A 20,698-nucleotide genomic window follows, 5' to 3' on the forward strand; every position below is an offset into this window, starting at 1 on the left:
GGCTGGCGATAGGGTTGTCGGCGGCGAGATTGCGGGTTTTCCGCCACTTTCGATCCTCTGTGGACTCGCTGGACTGGCTGATTCGGGTGGGTTCAGGACATTCCCCTCCCGCAGGCGGGAGGGGAATGTCTTTGATTGGCCAAAACCAAAAAAGGGGAGGCTCGCCGCCTCCCCCTCCCCATCCGCTCAATAACGGTAATGATCGGGCTTGAACGGCCCTTCCGCCGAAACGCCAATGTAGGCGGCCTGCTTGGGCGTCAGCTTGGACAGCTTCACGCCCAACTTCTCCAGGTGGAGCGCGGCGACCTTCTCATCCAGATGCTTGGGCAGCACATAGACGTCGTTCTTATATTCGCCCGACTTGGTCCACAGTTCGATCTGCGCCAGCACCTGGTTGGTGAAGGACGAAGACATCACGAAGCTCGGGTGACCGGTCGCGCAGCCCAGGTTCACCAGGCGCCCCTTGGCCAACACGATGATCTTCTTGCCATCGGGGAACTGAACCTCGTCCACCTGCGGCTTGATCTCGGTCCATGCCATGTTGTTGAGCCCGGCAATCTCGATCTCGCTGTCGAAATGGCCGATGTTGCAGACGATCGCCATATTCTTCATCGCGCGCATATGATCGACGGTGATCACCGCTTCGTTGCCGGTCGCGGTGACGAAGATGTCGGCGCGGGTCGCCGCTTCTTCCATCGTCACAACCTCATAGCCTTCCATCGCAGCCTGCAGCGCGCAGATCGGATCGATCTCCGTCACCAGCACGCGCGCACCGCCATTGCGGAGCGAAGCAGCCGAACCCTTGCCGACGTCACCGAAACCGGCGACGCAGGCGACCTTGCCCGCCAGCATCACGTCGGTGGCGCGACGGATGGCGTCGACCAGCGATTCCTTGCAGCCGTAGAGATTGTCGAACTTCGACTTGGTGACGCTGTCGTTGACGTTGATCGCCGGGAAGGGAAGCTTGCCCTTCTTCGCCAGCTCATAGAGGCGGTGGACGCCGGTGGTGGTCTCTTCCGACACGCCCTTGATCGCGGCGACGGTCTGGGTCAGGTAGCCCGGACGCTCCGCCAGGAAGCGCTTCAGCGTCGCGACGAAGATTTCCTCTTCCTCATTGCCGGGGGTGAACAGCTCTTCCCCGGCCTCGACGCGGGCGCCCCACAACGCGAACATGGTGGCGTCGCCGCCATCGTCCAGGATCATGTTGCAGACCGTGTCGCCCCAATCGAAGATGCGGATGACATAGTCCCAATATTCCTCCAGCGTCTCGCCCTTGACGGCGAAAACGGGGATGCCGCGCTGCGCGATGGCGGCGGCGGCGTGATCCTGGGTGGAGAAGATGTTGCACGAGGCCCAGCGGATTTCGGCGCCCAGCTCGGCCAGCGTCTCGATCAGCACGGCGGTCTGGATGGTCATGTGCAGCGAACCGGTGATGCGCGCGCCCTTCAGCGGCTGGGCCGCGCCGAATTCGGCGCGCAGGGCCATCAGGCCCGGCATTTCGGTTTCGGCAATCTCGATTTCCTTGCGGCCGAAAGCGGCAAGGGCGATGTCGCGGATCACATAATCCTGCGCCTGGGTGGCGGGTGCGGTGGCCACGAGCGTGTCTCCATTGGTTAAGATGAGGCGACCGCTCGAACGAACGAACGGCGGCGATGGGCTGGGCTTTACCAATCGCCACCGTTCAAGGCAACTCAATATAAAGTTTTCTTTATGTCTCAATGCGCGGGCCCTATATCCTATTCCGCAGGGCCCCGTGATGCGACCTTCATCGGCTCATTATCGGCAATATCGTCGGTTTTCGGCGCTTTCCCGGCCAGTGCCATCACCACATCGCAGCGCGCGCCCGACAGATGCGGGCTGATCCCAGCCGCGTCCGCCAGTTCCAACAGCGCCGATCGCGTCGGCGGCAAGGCGTTGGCCGCATCGGTGATCGACTGGAGGTCGCGGCAGCCAAGACCCTCCGCTCCGGCGCCATAGACATTGGCGAGACCAGTGACATAATTGTCATAAGCGCCGAGCGCGCCCAAAGGCCCGGCGGCGGCACGAAAATGCTCGCGCAGTTCGTCATTTACCTGCGTCAACGCGCCGCGCTTGTCCCGGATGAACCGGTTATAACTGGCCAGGAAATCATTTCCCGTCGCCCTACACCGCAGCGCCGACACCATCAGCATCATTTCGAAATCGCGGATTTGCGCTGCCTCCACCGCAGTCTGCTTCCAGCAGGTCGCGGCTGTCGCCGGCGCAAGCGGCATCGTCGCGGCAAGCGCCGCTGCGATCAATTTCCTCATGGTTTGAACCCCCGTCCAATTGCCCGAGGATCAGGGTGCGCCCGTCCGGTTGCCGGAATCCCAATGGAAATCCTTAGCCGAATTTTACCGTAAACGGTTCAGTTACGCTGGGGAAACAAGCCGCCCATGCGGCCATGCCTTACGAAAGCGTACCGAAGCTGCGATCAGGCCGACCCAGCGCCGCTCACCAGATGGGAGGCGTCGACTCCGGCGGCGGCATAGGCGGCCGCCCATTTCCGCGTGGCGGGCACGTCGAACAGAAGCTCGGCGGTGCAGGCGGAGGGAAACCAGCTTTCGCCGCTCATTTCCTCATCCAGTTGCCCCGCACCCCATCCGGCATAGCCCAGCGCCACCAGATAGCGACTCGGGCCCCTGCCCTCCGCAATGGCTTTCAATATTTCGAGCGAACCGGACAGGCCCCAGCCCTCCCCCACTTCGACCATGTCATGACCGGTCCAGTCGAGCGAATGCAGCACGAAGCCGCGCCGCGGCTCGACCGGCCCGCCGCGCAGCACCGGCATGTCCGGAACGTCGCCCGGCTCGATGTCGAAGCTCTCCAGCAGATCATGCAGGCTCACGCCGTCAATCTCGTCGCTGACGGCAATCCCCAGCGCGCCATTTTCATCGTGCACGCACATGGCGATGACGGAATGATCGAAACGCATGTCCTCCATACCCGGCAAAGCGAGGAGAAATTGCCCTGTATAGGAGCGCGCGCTGTTCATCGGACGACTATACGCCCGTTAACGCCTTTGCCAATGGCGGGTTGTCGCTCAGGAGAGGCGGCGCGCCATATTCCGCGCCTCCCCCTTGACAGAAGGAGTGCCAGGGCCAACGTGCGGCCCGACCCAACACGGCCAGGAGACCGAAGATGACCATTTCGAAGGGCGATCGCATTCCCAGCACCACTTTCGTCAAGATGACCGAAAACGGCCCGGAGCAGGTCGCTTCCGACGACTATTTCGCGGGCCGCACGGTCGCGCTCTTCTCGGTGCCTGGCGCTTTCACGCCCACCTGTTCCGCCCGGCACCTGCCCGGTTTTGTTGACAAGGCGGAAGAATTGAAAGGCAAGGGCGTAGACGAAATTGCCTGCACCGCCGTCAACGACGCTTTCGTCATGGGCGCGTGGGGCAAATCCGCCAATGCCGACGGCAAGGTGACGATGCTGGCAGACGGCAATGCCGATTTCGCGCAGGCGGTGGGCCTCACCATGGACGGCAGCAAGTTCGGCATGGGCACGCGCGGCCAGCGCTTCTCGATGATCGTCAAGGATGGCGTGGTGAGCGAACTGAACGTCGAAGCGCCCGGCGATTACAAGGTGTCGTCGGCGGAATATCTGCTGGAACAGATCTGATTTTGCGGGATGCGCGCCCGCCATTTGGGCGCGCATCTTTCTTCGGTCCTATAAGTGCGTTACCAAGAGTCGATGACAAGAAGCATCGGCAGTGCGATCGTCGCTGAACTCGACGAAATCTATCGGAAATCCATCGGCAATCTCCGCGAGGCCATGCGCGCCTACGCCCGTGACGGCAGCGTGCCGCCGCCCGAAGCCAAGACGGACGGACGCTTCTGCTATCCGGAACTGCGGATCACTCATCATGGGGAGTCGGACGCGCCGCCGCCGGGCCGCTCCTTCGCCCGGCTGTCGAAACCGGGCCGCTATGTCACCACTGTCACCCGCCCGGCCATGTTCGGGGACTATATGGCGGAACAGATCGACCTGCTCGTCCGCGACTATGGCGTGACGGCGGAAACGGGGCTCAGCGACCAGCAGATACCCTTCCCCTATGTTCTGGACGGGCTGGACATGAGCGCGCTGGACGGCACGCCGCCCACGGAACTCGCCCGCCATTTCCCGGCGACCGAACTGGCGGAAATCGGGGATGAGATTGCGGACGGCCTGTTCACGCCGGATGCGGAGGGCGAAAGGCCGCTTGCGCTGTTCGACGGCCTGCGCACCGATTTCTCGCTCGCCCGCCTCAAACATTATACCGGCACCCCCGCCGAACATGTGCAGCGCTACATATTGTTCACCAACTATCACCGCTATGTGGACGAATTCGTGGCCTGGGCCTGCGCCGAGTTGCAACGGGAAGGATCGCGTTTCACGGCGCTTTCCGGGGCCGGCGGTGTCTATGTGACGCCGGAAACCGCCGATCCCGCACAGATGATCGCGGACAGCGCCTGGCGGAAGCATCAGATGCCCGCCTATCATCTGATCGCGCCGGACCGCAGTGGTATCACGCTGGTCAATATCGGCGTCGGTCCCTCCAACGCCAAGACGATCTGCGATCATCTGGCGGTGGTGCGGCCGGAAGCCTGGCTGATGATCGGCCATTGCGGCGGCCTACGTCCCAGCCAGCGGATAGGCGACTATGTGCTGGCCCACGCCTATCTGCGCGACGACCATGTGCTGGACGAGATGCTGCCGCCGGAAATCCCCGTCCCGGCCATCGCGGAAGTGCAGGTGGCATTGGCCAAGGCGGCGGAAGCCGTGCTGGGCGGCGGAGACCGCGAGGATTTCAAGCGGCGGCTGCGCACCGGCACGGTCGTGACGACGGACGATCGCAACTGGGAATTGCGCTATTCCAGCTCGGCCCTGCGCTTCAGCCTGTCGCGCGCGGTCGGCATCGACATGGAGTCGGCCACCATCGCGGCGCAGGGCTATCGCTTCCGCGTGCCTTATGGAACGCTGCTATGCGTGTCGGACAAGCCGATCCATGGCGAGTTGAAACTGCCTGGCCAAGCCAACCGCTTCTATGAGGAAGCCATTGCAGGCCATCTGCGCGTGGGCCTCATGACCTGCGAGCTGCTGCGGCAGGAGGGGCCGAAGCTGCACAGCCGCAAACTGCGCGCCTTCAACGAGCCGCCTTTCCGGTAAGTTTTGACGTGCTCCTGCGAAGGCAGGAGCCCAGTTCTGCCGTCTCAACTGGGCTCCTGCCTTCGCAGGAGCACGGTGTGCATGGCTCAATCGGTAAGAAAATCCACCATGGCCTGCCCTAGTTCCTTCCGCGTCACCGCATTCATGTGATTGCCGGGAACTTCCACATAGCGGCCATTGGGCAGCAGTTCCGCCAGCTCCTGCGCCACGCCATTGTCCCGGTCGTCCGCCCCGCAAATGACCTCAATGGGCTGCTGGAACCTGGCAATGACCTCCTTCGGCGTGTCGACGAAGGTGTTGAGGATGTGCAGCATCGCCACCGGATCGCCCTTGGTGGTCTTGAGGAAAGCCTCGGTCATCCACTCTGAAGTCCCACGCTCGAACGTGCCGAGATTGGTGAGGACGTTGCGATAATAGCCGCCATTGTCGAGCGTCTGGACAAGACCGCGCAGCCCCATGCCCGCCAGGATCACCTTGCGCGGCGTCGCCCCCCGCGCCAGCATCCGTACTGTCGTCCGCGCGCCCAGCGAATAGCCGCCCAGGTCGTAATCGGTCAGCCCAAGCTGCTCGACCAACGCCAGCCCATCCTCGGTCAGCGCGTCGGGCGGATAGGCGGCGGCATCATGGGGCTTGCCGCTTTCGCCATGACCGCGCAGGTCCGGCAAGATCAGGCGGAAACCCGCCTCGACCAGCTTCGCGGCATGGCCGTAGCGTATCCAGTTGGTCCAGGCATTGGAGAAATAACCATGGATCAGCACCAGATCGCGGCCCTCCCCCACGACATGCACCGCGATCGGCAGCCCGCCCAATCCCTTGATCTCCAGCTTTTCGATCGGCAGGTCGGACACAGAGCTACTCCTTGGATGAATGCGTGTCCGGCGATATGGCTTCGCTCCGCCCTTGTCGAGTAGCGGAAAGCCATATCAGCGCGAGGGTACTGCCGATCTGCGCCGCCGCCATATCCTTCTGCGGGTCCCACATGTCGCCCTGCTGGCCATTATACCAGTCCGCCGTCTGCCCGGCCGCGACCACGCTCAGCAGCCATTCGAAAATCTCGTAGAGCGCCCCCACCAAGCCGACCGCCGCAAAGGCGAAGGCCAGGCTCCAGCCCATCCGCATGACGCCATAACGCCGCGCCGCCTCCGCAAAAGGCGCGGTCAGCAGAGCACCGAAAGCGAAATGCACCAGCCGGTCATAGCCGTTGCGCGCAAAGCCGAAAGTGCCGGAAATATCATGCCCGCTGACCGCCCGCGCCCAAAGATCATAGGGCACATAGGAATAAATATACCGCCCACCCAGCGTATGCAGCAGCAGGAAGAGGAGGATGCACGCCGCCGCCCCGTTCGACAAAGGCCATCGGCGCAGCAGCCAGGGCGCGGCAAGGGCAAGCAGCACCGTCGGCCCATGCTGGAGCGGCGCGAGGTCGGGATAGGGCTGATCGATATTGGCGGCGACGATGGCCGCGACCAGCAGAACGATCATCCGGCGCTGCGCGGCTGGAACGGCTTTCCAGACAGCAGCGCCGGAGATCATGGGAAGGGCCTCAGCCCTTCTTCAGATGACGGCGGCCCAGCAGTTCCGCGATCTGCACGGCATTCAGAGCCGCGCCCTTGCGGAGATTGTCGCTGACGCACCAGAGGTTCAGGCCATTGTCGATGGTCGAATCCTCACGCACGCGGCTGATGAAGGTGGCATAGTCGCCCACGCACTCGACGGGGGTGACGTAACCGCCATCCTCGCGCTTGTCGACCAGCATCACGCCGGGTGCCTCGCGCAAAATGTCCTGCGCTTCCTTGGCCGAGATTTCCTTCTCGAACTCGATATTCAGCGCCTCGGAGTGACCGACGAACACCGGCACGCGCACGCAGGTCGCCGTGACCTTCACCTTGGGATCGAGGATCTTCTTGGTTTCCGCGACCATCTTCCATTCTTCCTTGGTCGAACCATCGTCCAGGAAGACGTCGATATGCGGGATCACGTTGAAGGCGATCTGCTTGGTGAACTTCTTCGGCTCCGCCGGATCACCGACGAAGATGTTGCGCGACTGTTCGAACAGCTCGTCCATGCCCGCCTTGCCCGCGCCGGAAACCGACTGGTAGGTGGCGACGACGACGCGCTTGATCGTAGCGGCGTCATGCAAGGGCTTGAGCGCCACGACCATCTGCGCGGTCGAGCAGTTGGGGTTCGCGATGATGTTCTTCTTCTTGTATCCGTCGATCGCATCCGGGTTCACTTCGGGCACGATCAGCGGCACGTCCGGGTCCATGCGGTAGAGCGAGCTGTTGTCGATCACCACGCAGCCCGCCGCCGCCGCCTTGGGCGCATATTCGGCCGTCGGGCCGGAGCCAGCGGCGAACAGGGCGATGTCCCAGCCGGTGAAGTCGAAATGCTCGATATTCTTGCATTTGAGCGTCTTGCCGGTGTCACCGAAATCGATTTCGGTGCCCTGCGACCGGGGCGAGGCGACCGCCGCGATCTCGTCAATAGGGAACTCGCGTTCAGCGAGAATGGTCAGCATCTCGCGGCCCACATTACCGGTGGCACCAACGACGACGACCTTGTAGCCCATGACTTAACACTCCACTCCATGCACAATTGCGGAGTGGGCGCCATAGCGGCATTGCGCCGTTTGTCCAGTGACAAGCCGTTTATTGCGTCAAAGCCCGGCTTCCTGGCACTGAGCATCCTATTGAGGTTCCGCGCTCCTGCGAAGGCACTGGAGCGAGACAAGCGGCTCGCGACAACCCAGTTCAGACAGCAGGACTGGGTTCCTGCCTACGCAGGAACACAAACCATTATTTGGCAGACGTTTCAGGTGCCGTCCCATGCCGCGCCAGGAAATCCTCGATCGTGCGCCACAGATGCACGCTGATCCCCGGCCCGCCGACGCGGTGCGTCTGGCCCGGATAGACCATCATCTCGAACGGCACGGCGGCGCCCTGCATCTTCGCTATCAGTGCGGTCGAATTGTCGAACACCACATTGTCGTCCGACATGCCGTGGATCAGCAGCAGCGGGTCCTTGATCTTCACCGCCTCATCCACCGCGCCGGAGCCGGGATAGGCGCTGGGCTTCTCCTGCGGCTGGCCCAGATAGCGCTCAGTATAATGGGTGTCGTACAGTTCCCATTTCGTGACCGGCGCGCCCGCCACCGCCGCAGAGAAAACTCCCGGCGCCTTCTCCAGCAGCTTGAGCGACATATAGCCGCCATAGGACCAGCCATAGGTCGCGATCCGCTTGGCATCGACATAGGGCTGGTCCTTGAGCCAGTTCACGCCCGCAAGCTGATCCTCCACCTCGACCGTGCCCATGGCGTGGTAAATCTGGTCCTCGAACGCCTTGCCGCGATCGGGCGTGCCGCGATTGTCGACCATGAAGACGATCCAGCCCTTGTCCACCAGATATTGGTAGATGGGTGATCCCCATGAATTGGTGACCTGCCGCCCGGTGCCCGGCCCGCCATAATGGAGCATGAAGACCGGATAGCGCTTCCCCGCCTCCAGCGGCGGCGTCATGATCCGGGTATAGAGCGTCGAGCCGTCCGCCGCCTTGATCGTGCCGAACCTGGTCTTCGCATGGCTGGCCAGATAGGGCGCATAGGGGTGGCTGCCCCGAACCGCATTCTCCGACAGCCAGTTCAACTGCTTGCCCGCGCTGTCGGCCAGATAGACCTGCTTGGGCTGATCGGTATTGCTGCGCGCGACCACGATGCGGCTCGCCGCGCCATCCATCACGGCGTCATTCCACCAGCCCGCCGCGGTCAACTGCCGGAGCGGCCCCGCCTTGGCGAGCGATGCCACGTAAAGCTGCTGCTCCAGCGGCGTTTCCTTGTTGCCGGTGAAATAGACGAGACGCTTACCCTCGTCCACGCTCACCACATCGCGCACTTCCCAATCGCCGCTGGTGAGCGCCGTCCATTGACTACCACGCACATGGTAGAGATGCCCATGGCCAGTCTTTTCCGACCACCAGAGGAAGCTGCCATCCTTGAGCGGCGTGAAATTGTTGCTGAGGTTGATCCAGCTCTTCGCCTTTTCGGTCAGGATCACCCGCGCCTTGCCGGTCGCCGGATCGACGGCCAGCAGGTCGAGCGTCTTCTGGTCCCGGCTCTCGCGCTGGACGTAGAGCGTCCTGCCATCCTTCGACCAGTCGACGCGGGCGAGATACATATCCTTCTCCGCCCCCAGATCGACTTTGACCGGGGCGCCGCCCTCCGGCTTCATCACATACAGATCGACCAGCGCATTAGGTGTCCCGGCGGCGGGATAGCGCTGGTCATAGACCTTGGTGCCCTCGCCGCCGATGGCCGTGCGCGTGACGATGCCGACAGGACTTTCATCCACGCGCGCGACCGCGATCAGCCTGTCGTCCGGCGACCACCAATAACCGGTGCGCCGGTCCATTTCCTCCTGCGCGACGAACTCCGCCACGCCCCAGCTCACCGTGTCGCTGGCGCCCTGGGTCAACTGCTTCTCCGCGCCGCCTATCGATTGCACGAAGAAATTGCCGCCGCGCACAAAGGAGACATAGCCGCCCTTGGGACTGACCACGCCGTTCAACTCGCCATCGGGCGTGTCGGTGAGACGCATGACCTTCCCGTCCAGCGCGGCCAGATAAAGGTCGCCATCGACGGGCACGAGGATGGACTTGCCGTCCGGCGCCCAGTCATAGCTGACGATGCCGGTGCTGCCCGCGACGGAACGATCCCGCTCCCGCTGCATCTTCTCCGCCTCGGAGAGTTCCGCGCCGCTGCCGGTCTTCTTCGAATCGACCAGCATCCGCTCCGCGCCCGTGGACGTGTCCACCGCCCAAAGGTCGAGCCGCTCCTTCTCGTCCGTCCGCGGCTTCAGCAGCGTCACCAACTTGCCGTCGGGCGAGAGCTTCAACGCCCGCGGCTGCGGGCCGGAGAGGTCCGGACTGGCGAACACCCGCTCCAGGGTCAGCTTTTCCTGCGCCTGGGCGGACATGACGGAAAGCATCAGCGCGCCGACAGCCGCGCCGCTTTTCAGATATGGCGACATTTTCATCCCTTGCCTCGCGGCGAAACCGCCGCATCACATGGCGCAGAGAATTAGCGCGAGGCGGATGAAAAGATCAATGTTGGGAAATAATATTTCTCCGCCATGATCGCCCGGATCATGGTGGGCGCGACAGGGATTGAACCTGTGACCCCACCCGTGTGAAGGGTGTGCTCTACCGCTGAGCTACGCGCCCCCTGTAAGGAGGAGGCGGCCATTGGCATCCACCGCGCCGGCTGTCAAGCGTTGCAAGGAACCAAATTCGCAAAATGGACTTATTGGCCCCTGCTGCGTTATAATCGATACGCTATCAAAAGGAGTGCCTATCCCATGCGTCAAACCGTCGCCCTCGTCATTGCGGGCCTGCTTCTTTCCTCGCTGGCCGCCTGCAACACCGTGAAGGGTGCGGGCCGGGACATCGAATCCGTCGGCCGCGCTGGGGAAAAAGCCATCAACTGATCCGACCGGATCGCCCGGTCACTGGAGGATGCGGCTGACCATGGCCGCATCCTTTTCCAGACGCACGCCGTCGCAGTCCGGCTCGCCGCAATCGCAAGCCGCGATCGTGTAGCGCACCCCGCACATCACCAGCACGTCCTGGTCGAAGGAATAGTTGGATATTCCCGCACGCTCGACCTTTTCCTGCGCTCTGGCCTTGAGGGTCATGATCCTGCCTCTCTGCAACATGGCTGAATGATTGTTGCTGCGTTGCACAATGTCAATTGCGCCAGGTTGGTTCCTGAACGAATTGAAATAAATCTGTCCAGAAAATGACACGATCCGGCGCTTATGAGCATGGCGCTTGCACGCTGCTTTCTTCGCTCCCATATGCCGGGCCATGAACGACCAACGCTCCCATTCCATGCCGGTCTGGCATGGCACCACCATCATGTCGGTACGCAAGAACGGTAAGGTGATCGTGGCCGGCGACGGCCAGGTCTCCATGGGCCAGACGGTGATGAAGCCCAACGCCCGCAAGGTCCGCCGCCTCCACGACGGTTCGGTGATCGGCGGCTTCGCCGGGGCCACGGCAGACGCCTTCACCCTGTTCGAACGGCTAGAGGCCAAGCTGGAGCGTCATAACGGCCAGTTGATGCGCGCCGCCGTGGAACTCGCCAAGGACTGGCGGACCGACAAATATCTCCGCAACCTGGAAGCGATGATGATCGTCGCGGACAAGGAAGTGACGCTGATCCTGACCGGCAACGGCGATGTGCTGGAGCCGGTAGGCGGTGTCGCGGCCATCGGTTCGGGCGGCAATTTCGCCCTCGCCGCCGCGCGAGCGCTGGTGGAATATGAGGAAGATGCCGAAACCCTGGCCCGCAAGGCGATGAAGGTGGCGGCGGACATCTGCGTCTACACTAACGACCAGCTTGTGGTCGAAGAGCTGGAATCTGTAGCTTAAACCTCGTTCGGGCTGAGCCTGTCGAAGCCCTTCCTTTCTTCAGAAGCAACGCCCTTTGACATTTGAATGAGCCAAGCGGCTCATGAAAACAGGGCGAACGGATTTTTAGAGATCCCATGAACGACAACCTGACCCCCAAAGCCATCGTCTCCGCCCTCGACGCGCACATCATCGGCCAGGCCGACGCCAAGCGCGCAGTCGCCGTCGCACTGCGCAACCGCTGGCGCCGCCAGCGCCTGTCCGCCGACTTGCGCGATGAGGTGACGCCGAAGAACATCCTGATGATCGGCCCCACTGGCTGCGGCAAGACGGAGATCAGCCGCCGTCTCGCCAAGCTGGCCGACGCGCCCTTCGTCAAGGTCGAAGCGACCAAGTTCACCGAAGTCGGCTATGTCGGCCGCGACGTGGAGCAGATCGTCCGCGATCTGGTCGAGGAAGCGGTGCGCCTGGAACGCGACCGCCGCCGCGAAGCCGTGCGCGAAGCCGCATCCGAAGCCGCCATGGCCCGCCTGCTCGACGCGCTCACCGGCAAGGAAGCGAGCGAGGCAACCCGCCTCTCCTTCCGCCAGCGGATCGAGAACAATCAGATGAACGATGTCGAGGTTGAGGTGGAAGTTACCGACAGCCCCTCCATGCCGATGGAAATCCCCGGCATGGGCGGCCAGATCGGCATGATCAACCTGAGCGACATGATGTCCAAGGCGTTCGGCCAGCAACAGAAGAAGCGCCGCAAGCTGCGCGTCGCGGAAGCGTGGGACAAGCTGGTCGAGGAGGAGCAGGACAAGAGGCTCGACCAGGACGATGTCGCCCGCGTTGCCATCTCCAGCGCGGAGCAGAACGGCATCGTCTTCCTCGACGAGATCGACAAGATCGCGGTGAGCGACGTGCGCGGCGGCTCCGTCAGCCGCGAGGGCGTGCAGCGCGACCTGCTGCCGCTGATCGAGGGCACGACGGTCTCGACCAAATATGGCCCGCTCAAGACTGACCATATATTGTTCATCGCATCAGGCGCTTTCCATGTGGCGAAGCCCAGCGACCTGCTGCCGGAATTGCAGGGCCGCCTGCCGATCCGCGTCGAGCTAAAGGCGCTGACGGAGGACGATTTCGTCTCGATCCTCTCCGACACAAAGGCGAGCCTTGTTGCGCAATATCGCGCGCTGCTGGCGACTGAGGGCGTGACCATCGACCTGACGCCCGACGGCATCCGCGCCGTGGCGAAGATCGCGGCGGAGGTGAACGGCGAGGTCGAGAATATCGGCGCCCGCCGCCTCCAGACAGTGATGGAAAAGCTGCTGGAGGATGTGAGCTTCGACGCCGAGGATCGCCAAGGCGAAACGCTGGTGATCGATGCGGCCTATGTGGAGACGCAGTTGAGCGCAGTGGCGCGTAACACCGACCTCAGCAAATATGTGCTGTAATTGCCCTTATAGCTCCCCTCCCGCTTGCGGGAGGGGTCGGGGAAGAGATTGTGAGGAGAGCGCTGTGACATGCCCTCCCCTGCGCTGTATCGGCATTCAGCTATTTCGAACGATAGGCATTAGCCCTCATTCCAAATCGTCATGCTGAACTTGTTTCAGCATCCATTTCTCCTCACAGGAGAACGGCGCCTGGAGGCACGATGGATGCTGAAACAAGTTCAGCATGACGTCAATTATGTTGTAAACCTCCCATATCGAACTGAATGTCGATACAGCCCAACCCTTCAAACGAGTCACGTGCCTTGTTTGAACGTAAACGGGAGGGAATTTTAGAGGCTCAGTAAGAACGCCCCACCAACACACGCTCCACCGCCTTCTCGCCGGTGAACACGCACAGCCCATCAGCCGCTTCCGCATCCGACGGCACATTGCGCAGCGTCAGCTTCTCGCCTTTCAGCCACTCGATCACCTTGTCGAGCGCCGCGCCGGTCGGCTTGGCCCATTGCACCAGCGCCCAGCCCGGCTTCTTGCTCGCACCGAAATAAGCCTTGAGCGCATCGAGCGACGTGATTGACCTGTCGATATTCCCCAACAGCCGCGCCTGCGCGTCCGCGAACAAACCCTGCTGGATTTCTTCGAGCAACTTGGTTGCATTTTCGACGAAATCCCATTTCGCCACAACCTGACTGTCGAGCTTCCCATCCTCGCGATAGAGCCTGTCGCGGCGAATGACGGACACATTGCCCCCGGCCACATCGCGGCCGCCGACCTCGATCACGACCGGCGCGCCCTTCTTCACCCAACCCCAACGCTTGTTCGCCGCCTTGGCCGGCCGCCGGTCCAGCAAGGCGCGTACCGGCTCGCGGAACACGTCCTGCCTGTTCAGCTCCGCCACCAGCTCGCCGCAATAATCCAGGATCGCCGCATCCTCGTCCGTATCGCGCAACATCGGCACCACGACCACCTGATAAGGTGCGACCCGAGGCGGCACGCGCAGCCCGTCATCATCGCCATGCACCATGATCAGCCCGCCGATCATCCGCGTCGACACGCCCCAGCTCGTCGTCTGCGCCAGTTCCTGCTGCCCCTCGGCATTCTGGAACTTGATATTCTGCGCCTGCGAGAAGGTGGTCCCCAGGAAATGCGAAGTGCCCGCCTGCAACGCCTTCCCATCCTGCATCATCGCCTCGATGGAATAGGTCGCGACGGCCCCCGGAAAGCGCTCATTCTCCGGCTTCTCGCCCGCGATCACCGGCAGCGCGACGCATTCCTCGGCAAAGCTGCGATAGACTTCCAGCATCTTGAGCGTCTCTTCCATCGCCTCATCGACGCTGGCGTGAGCGGTATGCCCCTCCTGCCACAGAAACTCCGCCGTGCGCAGGAACATCCGCGTGCGCATCTCCCAACGCACCACATTGGCCCACTGGTTGATCAGCACCGGCAGGTCGCGCCAGCTCTGCACCCAGCGCGAGAAAGCCGCGCCGATCACCGTCTCCGAAGTCGGACGCACCACCAGCGGCTCTTCCAGCTTCGCTTCGGGATCGGGTACCAGACGCCCATCCTTCTGGATCAGGCGATGATGGGTGACGACCGCCATTTCCTTGGCGAAGCCGTCGACATGCTCGGCTTCCTTCTCGAAATAGCTGAGCGGAATGAACAGCGGGAAATAGCAATTTTCATGGCCGGTCGCCTTGATGCGATCGTCCAGCAGCTTCTGCATCCGTTCCCAGATGCCATAGCCCCAGGGCCGGATGACCATGCATCCGCGCACGCCGCTTTCCTCGGCCATATCGGCTTCGGAAATGACGGCCTGATACCAGGCGGCGAAATCCTGTTCGCGGGTAACGGAAAGGGCGTGCTTCACGGGATCGACCTTAAAATTTCGAATGGATGGCGCGCCATAGGCCAAGCGCGCCCTCCCTGTCGACTCCCAAGGATAGCCGGAAGCGCGGCTTAGCTCAGCTTGTCGATCTTCGCGTTGAGCGCGGCAAGCTGCGCCTTCAACTCAGCAATCTCGTCATCCTTGGCCTCTTCGGAAGCGGACGACGGCGTGGGCGTGGGCGTGGGCGTGGGCGCCGCCATGCCAGGCATTCCGGGCATTCCCGGCATGCCCGTGCCAAAGGCGCTCGCCGCCGCCTCGAACATCTGCATGTTGCGCTTGGCGATCTCGGCCAGCGGGCCGCCGCCGAACGCGCCCTTCATCGCTTCCTGGAACTGCTGCTGGTTCTTGCGGAAGGCGTCCATCGACGCTTCCAGATATTGCGGCACCATGGACTGCATGGAATCGCCATACATGGCGATCAACTGGCGCAGGAAGTTGACGGGCAGCATGTTCTTGCCCCGCTGCTCCTCCTCCATGATGATCTGGGTCAGGACATTATGCGTGATGTCCTCTCCGGTCTTCGCATCGACGACGACGAACTCGCGCCCCTCACGAGTCATCTGCGACAAAAGATCCAGCGTGATGTAGCTCGACGTTTCTGTGTTATAGAGCCGCCTGTTAGCGTACTTCTTGATAACGACCGGTTCAGATTCGTTCGCGGTCTTAGATTTGGCCATGGATACCTCTCCCACACCTGCATTTTCCGCATTAGCACAAGCGAATGCCGCGCCGCAACATGGGCCGCGGCCCTTACCCCTTTTTCTCAATATCCTATGGCGGGAAACGGAGAGCGATCCCGAACTGCGGAAGCGCGCTTTCCTAGGTTTGCGGAAATATCAGGAGGCTGTGCGCCCTGCCCCGCCCCCCGCCGCCCCCGTCGCCGCCAGCGCGGGCAGCGCCAGACTGCTCCGCTATGGGACGGAAAATGGCCGTCATCCGGTGGTTTTCATCCCCTCGCTGATCAATCCCCCGCAAGTGCTGGACCTGTCGACCCGCCGTTCCATGCTGCGCCACATGAGCGCAGCAGGACATGACGCCTATCTGGTCGACTGGGGAACGCCGGCGGCGGACGACGGCGCAATGGGGTTAGACCGGCATGTGACGGAACGGTTGTTGCCGATGCTGGCGGCGCTGCCCCGCACGCCCCTGTTGGTGGGATATTGCCTGGGCGGGAATCTGGCCATCGGCGCCGCGGCCTTGCAACCGGCAAAGGCGCTGGCGACCGTCGCGGCGCCATGGGATTTCGACGGCTTCCCGCCCGCCGACCGGGAACAGATCGGCGCGCTATGGCGCAGTTCCAAACCCACCTGTCAGCGGCTGGGCTATGTGCCGATGGAGGTGCTGCAATCCGGTTTCTGGGCGATGGACCCCGCCCGCACGATTCGCAAATATGCGGCCTTTGCGGATATGGAGCCGGGTTCCGATGAGGAACATGCCTTTCTGGCGGTGGAGGATTGGGCCAATGGCGGCCCGCCGCTCAGCTATGCTGCGGGGCGCGATCTGTTCGAGCAATTCTATGCCGCAAATGCGAGCGGCCGGGGCGAATGGCCCGTCGGCGGACAAGCGATCGATCCCCGCCGCCTGACTTGTCCCACGCTTTCAATCCGTTCCGCCACCGACCGCATCGTGCCTGCCGACGCCGCGCCCGAAATGGCGGAGAACAGGACGCTGCGTCTTGGCCATGTCGGCATGATCGTGGGCAGCGGCGCGCGCACGTCGCTTTGGGAACCTCTGTCCCAATGGCTTTCCAGCCATGGCGGATGATGATATGTGCGCCTGCGAAAACAATCACCCCTGGAACTGAGGATCAAGGCTTTGTCAGACATCGTCATCACCGCTGCCAAGCGTACCGCCGTCGGCAGCTTCATGGGCGCCTTCGGATCGACCCCCGCGCATGAGCTGGGCCGCACCGCCATCGTCGCCGCTCTCGCCCAGGCTGGCGTCGCGCCGGAGGAAGTGGACGAAGTCATATTGGGCCAGGTCCTGACCGCCGCGCAGGGCCAGAACCCCGCCCGCCAGGCCGCCGTCAACGCGGGCATCCCGGTCGAGCGGACCGCCATCGGCCTCAATCAGCTTTGCGGGTCCGGCCTGCGCGCTGTTGCCCTCGCGGCGCAGGCGATCCGCGCCGGTGACGCCCGCATCATGGTCGCGGGCGGCCAGGAAAGCATGTCGCTCGCGCCCCACGCCCAATATCTGCGCGGCGGCGCGAAGATGGGGCCGATCTCCTTCATCGACACGATGACGCATGACGGCCTGACCGATGCCTTCAACAATTATCACATGGGCATCACCGCCGAAAATCTGGCTGAGAAGTACCAGATCAGCCGCGAAGCGCAGGACGAATTCGCCGTCGCCAGCCAGAACAAGGCCGAAACCGCCCGCGCATCGGGCCGTTTCAAGGACGAGATCGTTCCCGTGACGATCAAGGGCCGCAAGGGCGACACCATCGTCGACGCCGACGAATATATCCGCGCTGGCGCCACGCTGGAAGCGATGCAGAGCCTGCGCCCCGCCTTCAAGAAGGACGGCACCGTCACCGCCGCCAACGCCAGCGGCATCAACGACGGCGCCGCCGCCCTCGTCCTGATGAGCGCCGAAGAAGCCGCCAAGCGCAACGCGACCGTGCTGGCGCGCATCGCCGGCTTCGCGACCTGCGGCGTCGATCCGTCGATCATGGGCATCGGCCCGGCTCCGGCAAGCCGTCAGGCGCTGGCCAAGGCGGGCTGGTCGCTGGCCGATCTCGACCTGATCGAAGCCAACGAAGCCTTCGCCGCGCAGGCGCTGGCCGTCGGTCAGGAACTGGGCTGGGACCCGGCGAAGGTCAATGTGAACGGCGGCGCGATCGCCATCGGCCATCCGATCGGCGCTTCGGGCGCCCGCGTCCTCACCACCCTGCTCTACGAGATGCAGAAGCGCGACGCCAAGAAGGGCCTCGCGACCCTCTGCATCGGCGGCGGCATGGGCGTCGCCATGTGCGTCGAGCGCTAAGCCGAGGGTAAAGAGACGAAAAGGCCGCCGATCCCAATCCGGATCGGCGGCCTTCTGCTGTCAGCGCCAGATGCGGTCGAAACGCGCGCCCAGCCCTGTCAGCAACTCATATTGCGACAGCCCGGAAACCGCCGCCGCCTCCGCCAGCGCATAGTCGACGCCCAGCCAATCCCCCTCCCCGACCTCGGGCAGACCCGACACGTCGACAGCGGTCAAATCCATCGAGACCCGCCCAACCACCGGCAGATGCCTGTCCCCGAAAGTCATGGACCCCCGCCCGGAAAAGCCGCGCAAATAGCCGTCCGCATAGCCTAGATTCACCACGGCAATCTCCATGTCCGCCGCTGCGCGATGGGTCGCGTTATAACCGATCGTGTCGCCCGCCCGGACGCGGCGGCGTTGCAATATCTGAGCCTCCGGAAAGACGACCTGCCCGATCCGCCCCGCCGCTTCCGTGCGCGGCACGCCGCCGTAAAGCGCAATCCCCGGACGCGTCATGTCGAAAGCATAGGCAGCGCCCAGGCAAATCCCCGCGCTGTTCGCCAGACTGTAACGCGCCGCCCTGACTGCGCCCCGCAGCGCCGAAAACCGTTCCAACTGCACTTGGCTGAGCGGCACATCCTCGTCGGCGGAAGCCAGATGACTGAGCAATGTCGCCACCTCCAGCCCCGCAACCTGCGCCGAAACATCGCCCCGCCAATCCAGCCCCAGGCGGTTCATGCCGGTATCGACCATGACGTCGCAAAGCCCGCCGCCCGCCTCCTTCCAGCGCGCAATCTGCCCTTCCGTGCACAGCACCGGCCTTGCGCGGGAGGCGAGCGCCACCGCCATGTCCTCCTCCCGCACGCCATGCAGCACGGAAAGCGACACGCCCTCGCTGATCAAAGGCTCCAGCGCCATCGCCTCGGCCCAGTTGGACACGAAGAAGTCCCGGCACCCCGCGTCCAGCAAGCGCCGCATCACTTCCGCGCTGCCCAGGCCATAGCCATTGGCCTTGATCGCGGCCCCGCAGGCCGCCGCACCGCCCTGCCGCTTCAACCAGCGCCAATTGGCGAGCAAAGCGTCTCCATCCAGACGCAGGCGCAGCGGTGCGGAAAAATCAGTCATCGCATCGCGATAGCGCTCAACGGCGTAACCGTCGAGGCATCAGGTTTCCATCTCGGCCCCACGCGTTTCCGGCAGGGCGACGATGCAAGTCAGCAGCGCGACCGCCACCACCGCAATGGTGTACCACAGCCCCGCATAGGGATCGCCCGTCCGCGCCACGATATATTGGCTGACCAGCGGCAGGAACCCGCCGAAATAACCGGTCCCGATATGATAGGGGATCGACAGCGAGCTATAGCGTATCCGCGCCGGGAAATATTCCGACAGCAGCGCCGCGACGGGACCATAGGTCGCCCCCGACAGCGTCCAGAGCAGCAGCAGCGCCAGGAACAGCAACAAAGCGCGCGGCCAGTCCGGCGTGACGGGGGCCGATTCATATCCGGCCGCATGCAGCGCCGCATCCAGCCCTTCCGCGCTCAAGTCCGCGACCGCCACGGAACCGACGTTGACAGAAGGCGTCGCCGCCTCCCGCTTTTCATAGGCGATGCCGCGCTTGGAAAAATGATCGAGCAGCTTGCCGCAAACGGTCGGCTGCACCTTGGCGAAGGGATCGAAGCTGCAATCGGGGCCGCTCACGATCACCGGCGCGCGCTCCGCCGCCCGGTAGAGGGCCGGGTTCGCCACGCTCCCCATGAACTGATAGAGCGGCATGAGCAGCAGCAGCACCAGCGCATAGCCGATGACGATGGGCTTTTTCCGCCCCACCCGGTCGGACAGCCAGCCGAAGAAGATGAAGGCCGCCACGCCTGCAAAGGCGCTGCCGCCCACCAGCAACTGCGCCATTCCGGGCGCGACATGCAGGCCGTTTTGCAGGAAATAAAGCGCCTGGAACATCACCGTATAGGCGATGACGGTGAAGCCCGCCGCGATGCCGATCATCGCCACCAGCATCCGCCGCTTGTTGCCGGGATAGGTGAACGCCTCCTTCAGCGGGTTGCGCGATTGCTCGCCCGCCGCCTTCATCGCCGCGAAGATCGGGCTTTCGCGCAGCATCAGCCGCATCCAGAGCGAGATCGCCAGCAATGCCAGCGAGAAGATGAAGGGCAGCCGCCAGCCCCAATCGTCCCACACCGCCTTGCCGACGATCCATTGCGTTCCCACCACGACGATCAGCGACAGGATGAAGCCGCCGATCACCCCCGCCTGGATGAAGCTGGTGAAAAAGCCCCGCTTGCCCGGCGGTGCATGTTCCGCGACATAGATCGCCGCCCCGCCATATTCCCCGCCCAGCGCCAATCCCTGCGCGATCCGCAGCAGGATCAGGATGATCGGCGCGGCGATGCCGATGCTCGCGGCGGACGGGGTCAACCCGACGCCCGCCGTCGCCGCCCCCATCAGGACGATGGTGGCCAGGAAGGTATATTTGCGCCCCAGCCTGTCGCCCAGATAGCCGAACAACGCCGCGCCGAGCGGCCTGAACCCGAAACCGATGGCAAATCCGGCCAGCGAATAAAGCAGTTCGACGGTCGGATTGTCGGTCGGGAAGAAGGTCCGCCCGATGATCGGCGCCAACACGCCATAGATGTAGAAATCATACCATTCGAACAATGTGCCGAGCGCGGACGCGGTGATGACCAGCCGGTCCCGCCGGGCGTCCATCACATAGTCTGTACCGACCGCACTTCCACCCATTCCGCCCCCGCTCACCTACCCAATTTCTTCGCGCCCGTTCTAATGAAGTGCCGTACGCCAGCAAGCGGGATTAGCGTTG

At 63.3% G+C, this 20,698-nt stretch carries 19 protein-coding genes and 1 tRNA gene; 7 read left to right on the forward strand and 13 right to left on the reverse strand.

The annotated features are described in order from the left end of the window. Nucleotides 1-186: 186 nt before the first annotated feature. The 3 genes from ahcY to HUK72_RS04525 form a co-directional block, all read right to left on the reverse strand. Nucleotides 187-1,596 (reverse strand): adenosylhomocysteinase, encoded by a 1,410-nt coding sequence (gene ahcY / locus HUK72_RS04515; RefSeq protein WP_176595719.1) that lies wholly within the window; start codon nt 1,594-1,596, stop codon nt 187-189. Nucleotides 1,597-1,736: 140 nt separating this feature from the next. Then, the gene (locus tag HUK72_RS04520; protein ID WP_176595720.1) at nt 1,737-2,288 is read right to left on the reverse strand and encodes a hypothetical protein; all 552 of its coding nucleotides are present in this window, start codon (nt 2,286-2,288) and stop codon (nt 1,737-1,739) included. A 164-nt stretch (nt 2,289-2,452) separates the two neighbouring features. Beyond that, complete coding sequence (locus HUK72_RS04525) at nt 2,453-3,013, reverse strand: YqgE/AlgH family protein (protein ID WP_176595721.1); 561 nt, start codon at nt 3,011-3,013, stop codon at nt 2,453-2,455. Nucleotides 3,014-3,159: 146 nt separating this feature from the next. Here HUK72_RS04525 and HUK72_RS04530 point away from each other — a divergent pair, with 146 nt between their 5' ends. Further along, the gene (locus tag HUK72_RS04530; protein ID WP_176595722.1) at nt 3,160-3,642 is read left to right on the forward strand and encodes a peroxiredoxin; all 483 of its coding nucleotides are present in this window, start codon (nt 3,160-3,162) and stop codon (nt 3,640-3,642) included. Nucleotides 3,643-3,714: 72 nt separating this feature from the next. Next, entirely contained in the window at nt 3,715-5,169 is a 1,455-nt protein-coding gene (locus HUK72_RS04535) for an AMP nucleosidase (RefSeq protein ID WP_176595723.1), read from the forward strand. A gap of 86 nt (nt 5,170-5,255) precedes the next feature. On the opposite strand, the gene HUK72_RS04540 is transcribed toward HUK72_RS04535, so the two are convergent. The 5 genes from HUK72_RS04540 to HUK72_RS04560 all read right to left on the reverse strand — a co-directional run bounded on the left by HUK72_RS04540 (nt 5,256) and on the right by HUK72_RS04560 (nt 10,383). Next, nucleotides 5,256-6,017, reverse strand: a complete 762-nt coding sequence (locus HUK72_RS04540; protein ID WP_176595724.1) for an alpha/beta fold hydrolase — start codon at nt 6,015-6,017, stop codon at nt 5,256-5,258. Nucleotides 6,018-6,021: 4 nt separating this feature from the next. Then, nucleotides 6,022-6,702 (reverse strand): DUF2238 domain-containing protein, encoded by a 681-nt coding sequence (locus HUK72_RS04545; RefSeq protein WP_176595725.1) that lies wholly within the window; start codon nt 6,700-6,702, stop codon nt 6,022-6,024. Nucleotides 6,703-6,712: 10 nt separating this feature from the next. Continuing rightward, nucleotides 6,713-7,738 (reverse strand): aspartate-semialdehyde dehydrogenase, encoded by a 1,026-nt coding sequence (locus HUK72_RS04550; protein WP_176595726.1) that lies wholly within the window; start codon nt 7,736-7,738, stop codon nt 6,713-6,715. A gap of 226 nt (nt 7,739-7,964) precedes the next feature. Then, the gene (locus tag HUK72_RS04555; protein WP_176595727.1) at nt 7,965-10,190 is read right to left on the reverse strand and encodes a S9 family peptidase; all 2,226 of its coding nucleotides are present in this window, start codon (nt 10,188-10,190) and stop codon (nt 7,965-7,967) included. 118 nt (nt 10,191-10,308) lie between these two features. Further along, nucleotides 10,309-10,383: transfer RNA gene (locus HUK72_RS04560), tRNA-Val, on the reverse strand. Between the two features lie 134 nt (nt 10,384-10,517). On the opposite strand from HUK72_RS04560, the gene HUK72_RS04565 reads away from it, so the two are divergent. Further along, a complete protein-coding gene (locus HUK72_RS04565) occupies nt 10,518-10,646 on the forward strand; it encodes an entericidin A/B family lipoprotein (protein ID WP_013846709.1) in 129 nt (42 codons plus the stop codon). A gap of 18 nt (nt 10,647-10,664) precedes the next feature. Here HUK72_RS04565 and HUK72_RS04570 read toward each other — a convergent pair whose 3' ends face one another. After that, nucleotides 10,665-10,853 carry a hypothetical protein gene (locus tag HUK72_RS04570; RefSeq protein ID WP_176597743.1) on the reverse strand — a complete coding sequence of 63 codons (189 nt, stop codon included), beginning with the start codon at nt 10,851-10,853 and terminating at the stop codon, nt 10,665-10,667. Between the two features lie 172 nt (nt 10,854-11,025). Between HUK72_RS04570 and hslV the strand changes: the two genes are divergently transcribed. Beyond that, nucleotides 11,026-11,592: an ATP-dependent protease subunit HslV gene (hslV, locus tag HUK72_RS04575; protein ID WP_369805923.1), complete on the forward strand. Its 567-nt coding sequence runs from the start codon at nt 11,026-11,028 to the stop codon at nt 11,590-11,592. Between the two features lie 116 nt (nt 11,593-11,708). Further along, a complete protein-coding gene (gene hslU, locus HUK72_RS04580) occupies nt 11,709-13,010 on the forward strand; it encodes an ATP-dependent protease ATPase subunit HslU (protein WP_176595728.1) in 1,302 nt (433 codons plus the stop codon). 337 nt (nt 13,011-13,347) lie between these two features. Here hslU and proS read toward each other — a convergent pair whose 3' ends face one another. Next, nucleotides 13,348-14,874 (reverse strand): proline--tRNA ligase, encoded by a 1,527-nt coding sequence (proS, locus tag HUK72_RS04585; RefSeq protein ID WP_176595729.1) that lies wholly within the window; start codon nt 14,872-14,874, stop codon nt 13,348-13,350. An 89-nt stretch (nt 14,875-14,963) separates the two neighbouring features. Next, nucleotides 14,964-15,569 (reverse strand): polyhydroxyalkanoate synthesis repressor PhaR, encoded by a 606-nt coding sequence (gene phaR / locus HUK72_RS04590; protein ID WP_176595730.1) that lies wholly within the window; start codon nt 15,567-15,569, stop codon nt 14,964-14,966. Between phaR and HUK72_RS04595 the strand changes: the two genes are divergently transcribed. Together HUK72_RS04595 and HUK72_RS04600 are read left to right on the forward strand one after the other, a co-directional pair. After that, complete coding sequence (locus HUK72_RS04595) at nt 15,568-16,656, forward strand: alpha/beta hydrolase (protein WP_176595731.1); 1,089 nt, start codon at nt 15,568-15,570, stop codon at nt 16,654-16,656. The two genes, phaR and HUK72_RS04595, sit on opposite strands and share 2 nt — an antisense overlap. A 51-nt stretch (nt 16,657-16,707) precedes the next feature. Then, nucleotides 16,708-17,880 (forward strand): acetyl-CoA C-acetyltransferase, encoded by a 1,173-nt coding sequence (locus HUK72_RS04600; RefSeq protein WP_176595732.1) that lies wholly within the window; start codon nt 16,708-16,710, stop codon nt 17,878-17,880. 60 nt (nt 17,881-17,940) lie between these two features. Here HUK72_RS04600 and alr read toward each other — a convergent pair whose 3' ends face one another. Both alr and HUK72_RS04610 read right to left on the reverse strand, forming a co-directional pair. Further along, a complete protein-coding gene (gene alr / locus HUK72_RS04605) occupies nt 17,941-18,987 on the reverse strand; it encodes an alanine racemase (RefSeq protein WP_176595733.1) in 1,047 nt (348 codons plus the stop codon). A 39-nt stretch (nt 18,988-19,026) separates the two neighbouring features. Continuing rightward, entirely contained in the window at nt 19,027-20,619 is a 1,593-nt protein-coding gene (locus tag HUK72_RS04610; protein WP_176597745.1) for an MFS transporter, read from the reverse strand. Between the last annotated feature and the right edge of the window lie 79 nt (nt 20,620-20,698).

This window comes from Sphingobium sp. 15-1 (assembly GCF_013375535.1).
Lineage (GTDB): Bacteria > Pseudomonadota > Alphaproteobacteria > Sphingomonadales > Sphingomonadaceae > Sphingobium > Sphingobium aromaticivastans.

Coding starts and splice junctions, on each gene's coding strand:
- HUK72_RS04610 (WP_176597745.1), bottom strand. CDS start 20,619: ATGGGTGGAAGTGCGGTCGGTACAGACTATGTGATGGACGCCCGGCGG.
- HUK72_RS04565 (WP_013846709.1), top strand. CDS start 10,518: ATGCGTCAAACCGTCGCCCTCGTCATTGCGGGCCTGCTTCTTTCCTCG.
- phaR (WP_176595730.1), bottom strand. CDS start 15,569: ATGGCCAAATCTAAGACCGCGAACGAATCTGAACCGGTCGTTATCAAG.
- HUK72_RS04545 (WP_176595725.1), bottom strand. CDS start 6,702: ATGATCTCCGGCGCTGCTGTCTGGAAAGCCGTTCCAGCCGCGCAGCGC.
- HUK72_RS04520 (WP_176595720.1), bottom strand. CDS start 2,288: ATGAGGAAATTGATCGCAGCGGCGCTTGCCGCGACGATGCCGCTTGCG.
- HUK72_RS04595 (WP_176595731.1), top strand. CDS start 15,568: ATGGATACCTCTCCCACACCTGCATTTTCCGCATTAGCACAAGCGAAT.
- HUK72_RS04550 (WP_176595726.1), bottom strand. CDS start 7,738: ATGGGCTACAAGGTCGTCGTCGTTGGTGCCACCGGTAATGTGGGCCGC.
- HUK72_RS04555 (WP_176595727.1), bottom strand. CDS start 10,190: ATGTCGCCATATCTGAAAAGCGGCGCGGCTGTCGGCGCGCTGATGCTT.
- HUK72_RS04530 (WP_176595722.1), top strand. CDS start 3,160: ATGACCATTTCGAAGGGCGATCGCATTCCCAGCACCACTTTCGTCAAG.
- HUK72_RS04535 (WP_176595723.1), top strand. CDS start 3,715: ATGACAAGAAGCATCGGCAGTGCGATCGTCGCTGAACTCGACGAAATC.
- HUK72_RS04570 (WP_176597743.1), bottom strand. CDS start 10,853: ATGACCCTCAAGGCCAGAGCGCAGGAAAAGGTCGAGCGTGCGGGAATA.
- hslU (WP_176595728.1), top strand. CDS start 11,709: ATGAACGACAACCTGACCCCCAAAGCCATCGTCTCCGCCCTCGACGCG.
- alr (WP_176595733.1), bottom strand. CDS start 18,987: ATGACTGATTTTTCCGCACCGCTGCGCCTGCGTCTGGATGGAGACGCT.
- hslV (WP_369805923.1), top strand. CDS start 11,026: ATGAACGACCAACGCTCCCATTCCATGCCGGTCTGGCATGGCACCACC.
- HUK72_RS04525 (WP_176595721.1), bottom strand. CDS start 3,013: ATGAACAGCGCGCGCTCCTATACAGGGCAATTTCTCCTCGCTTTGCCG.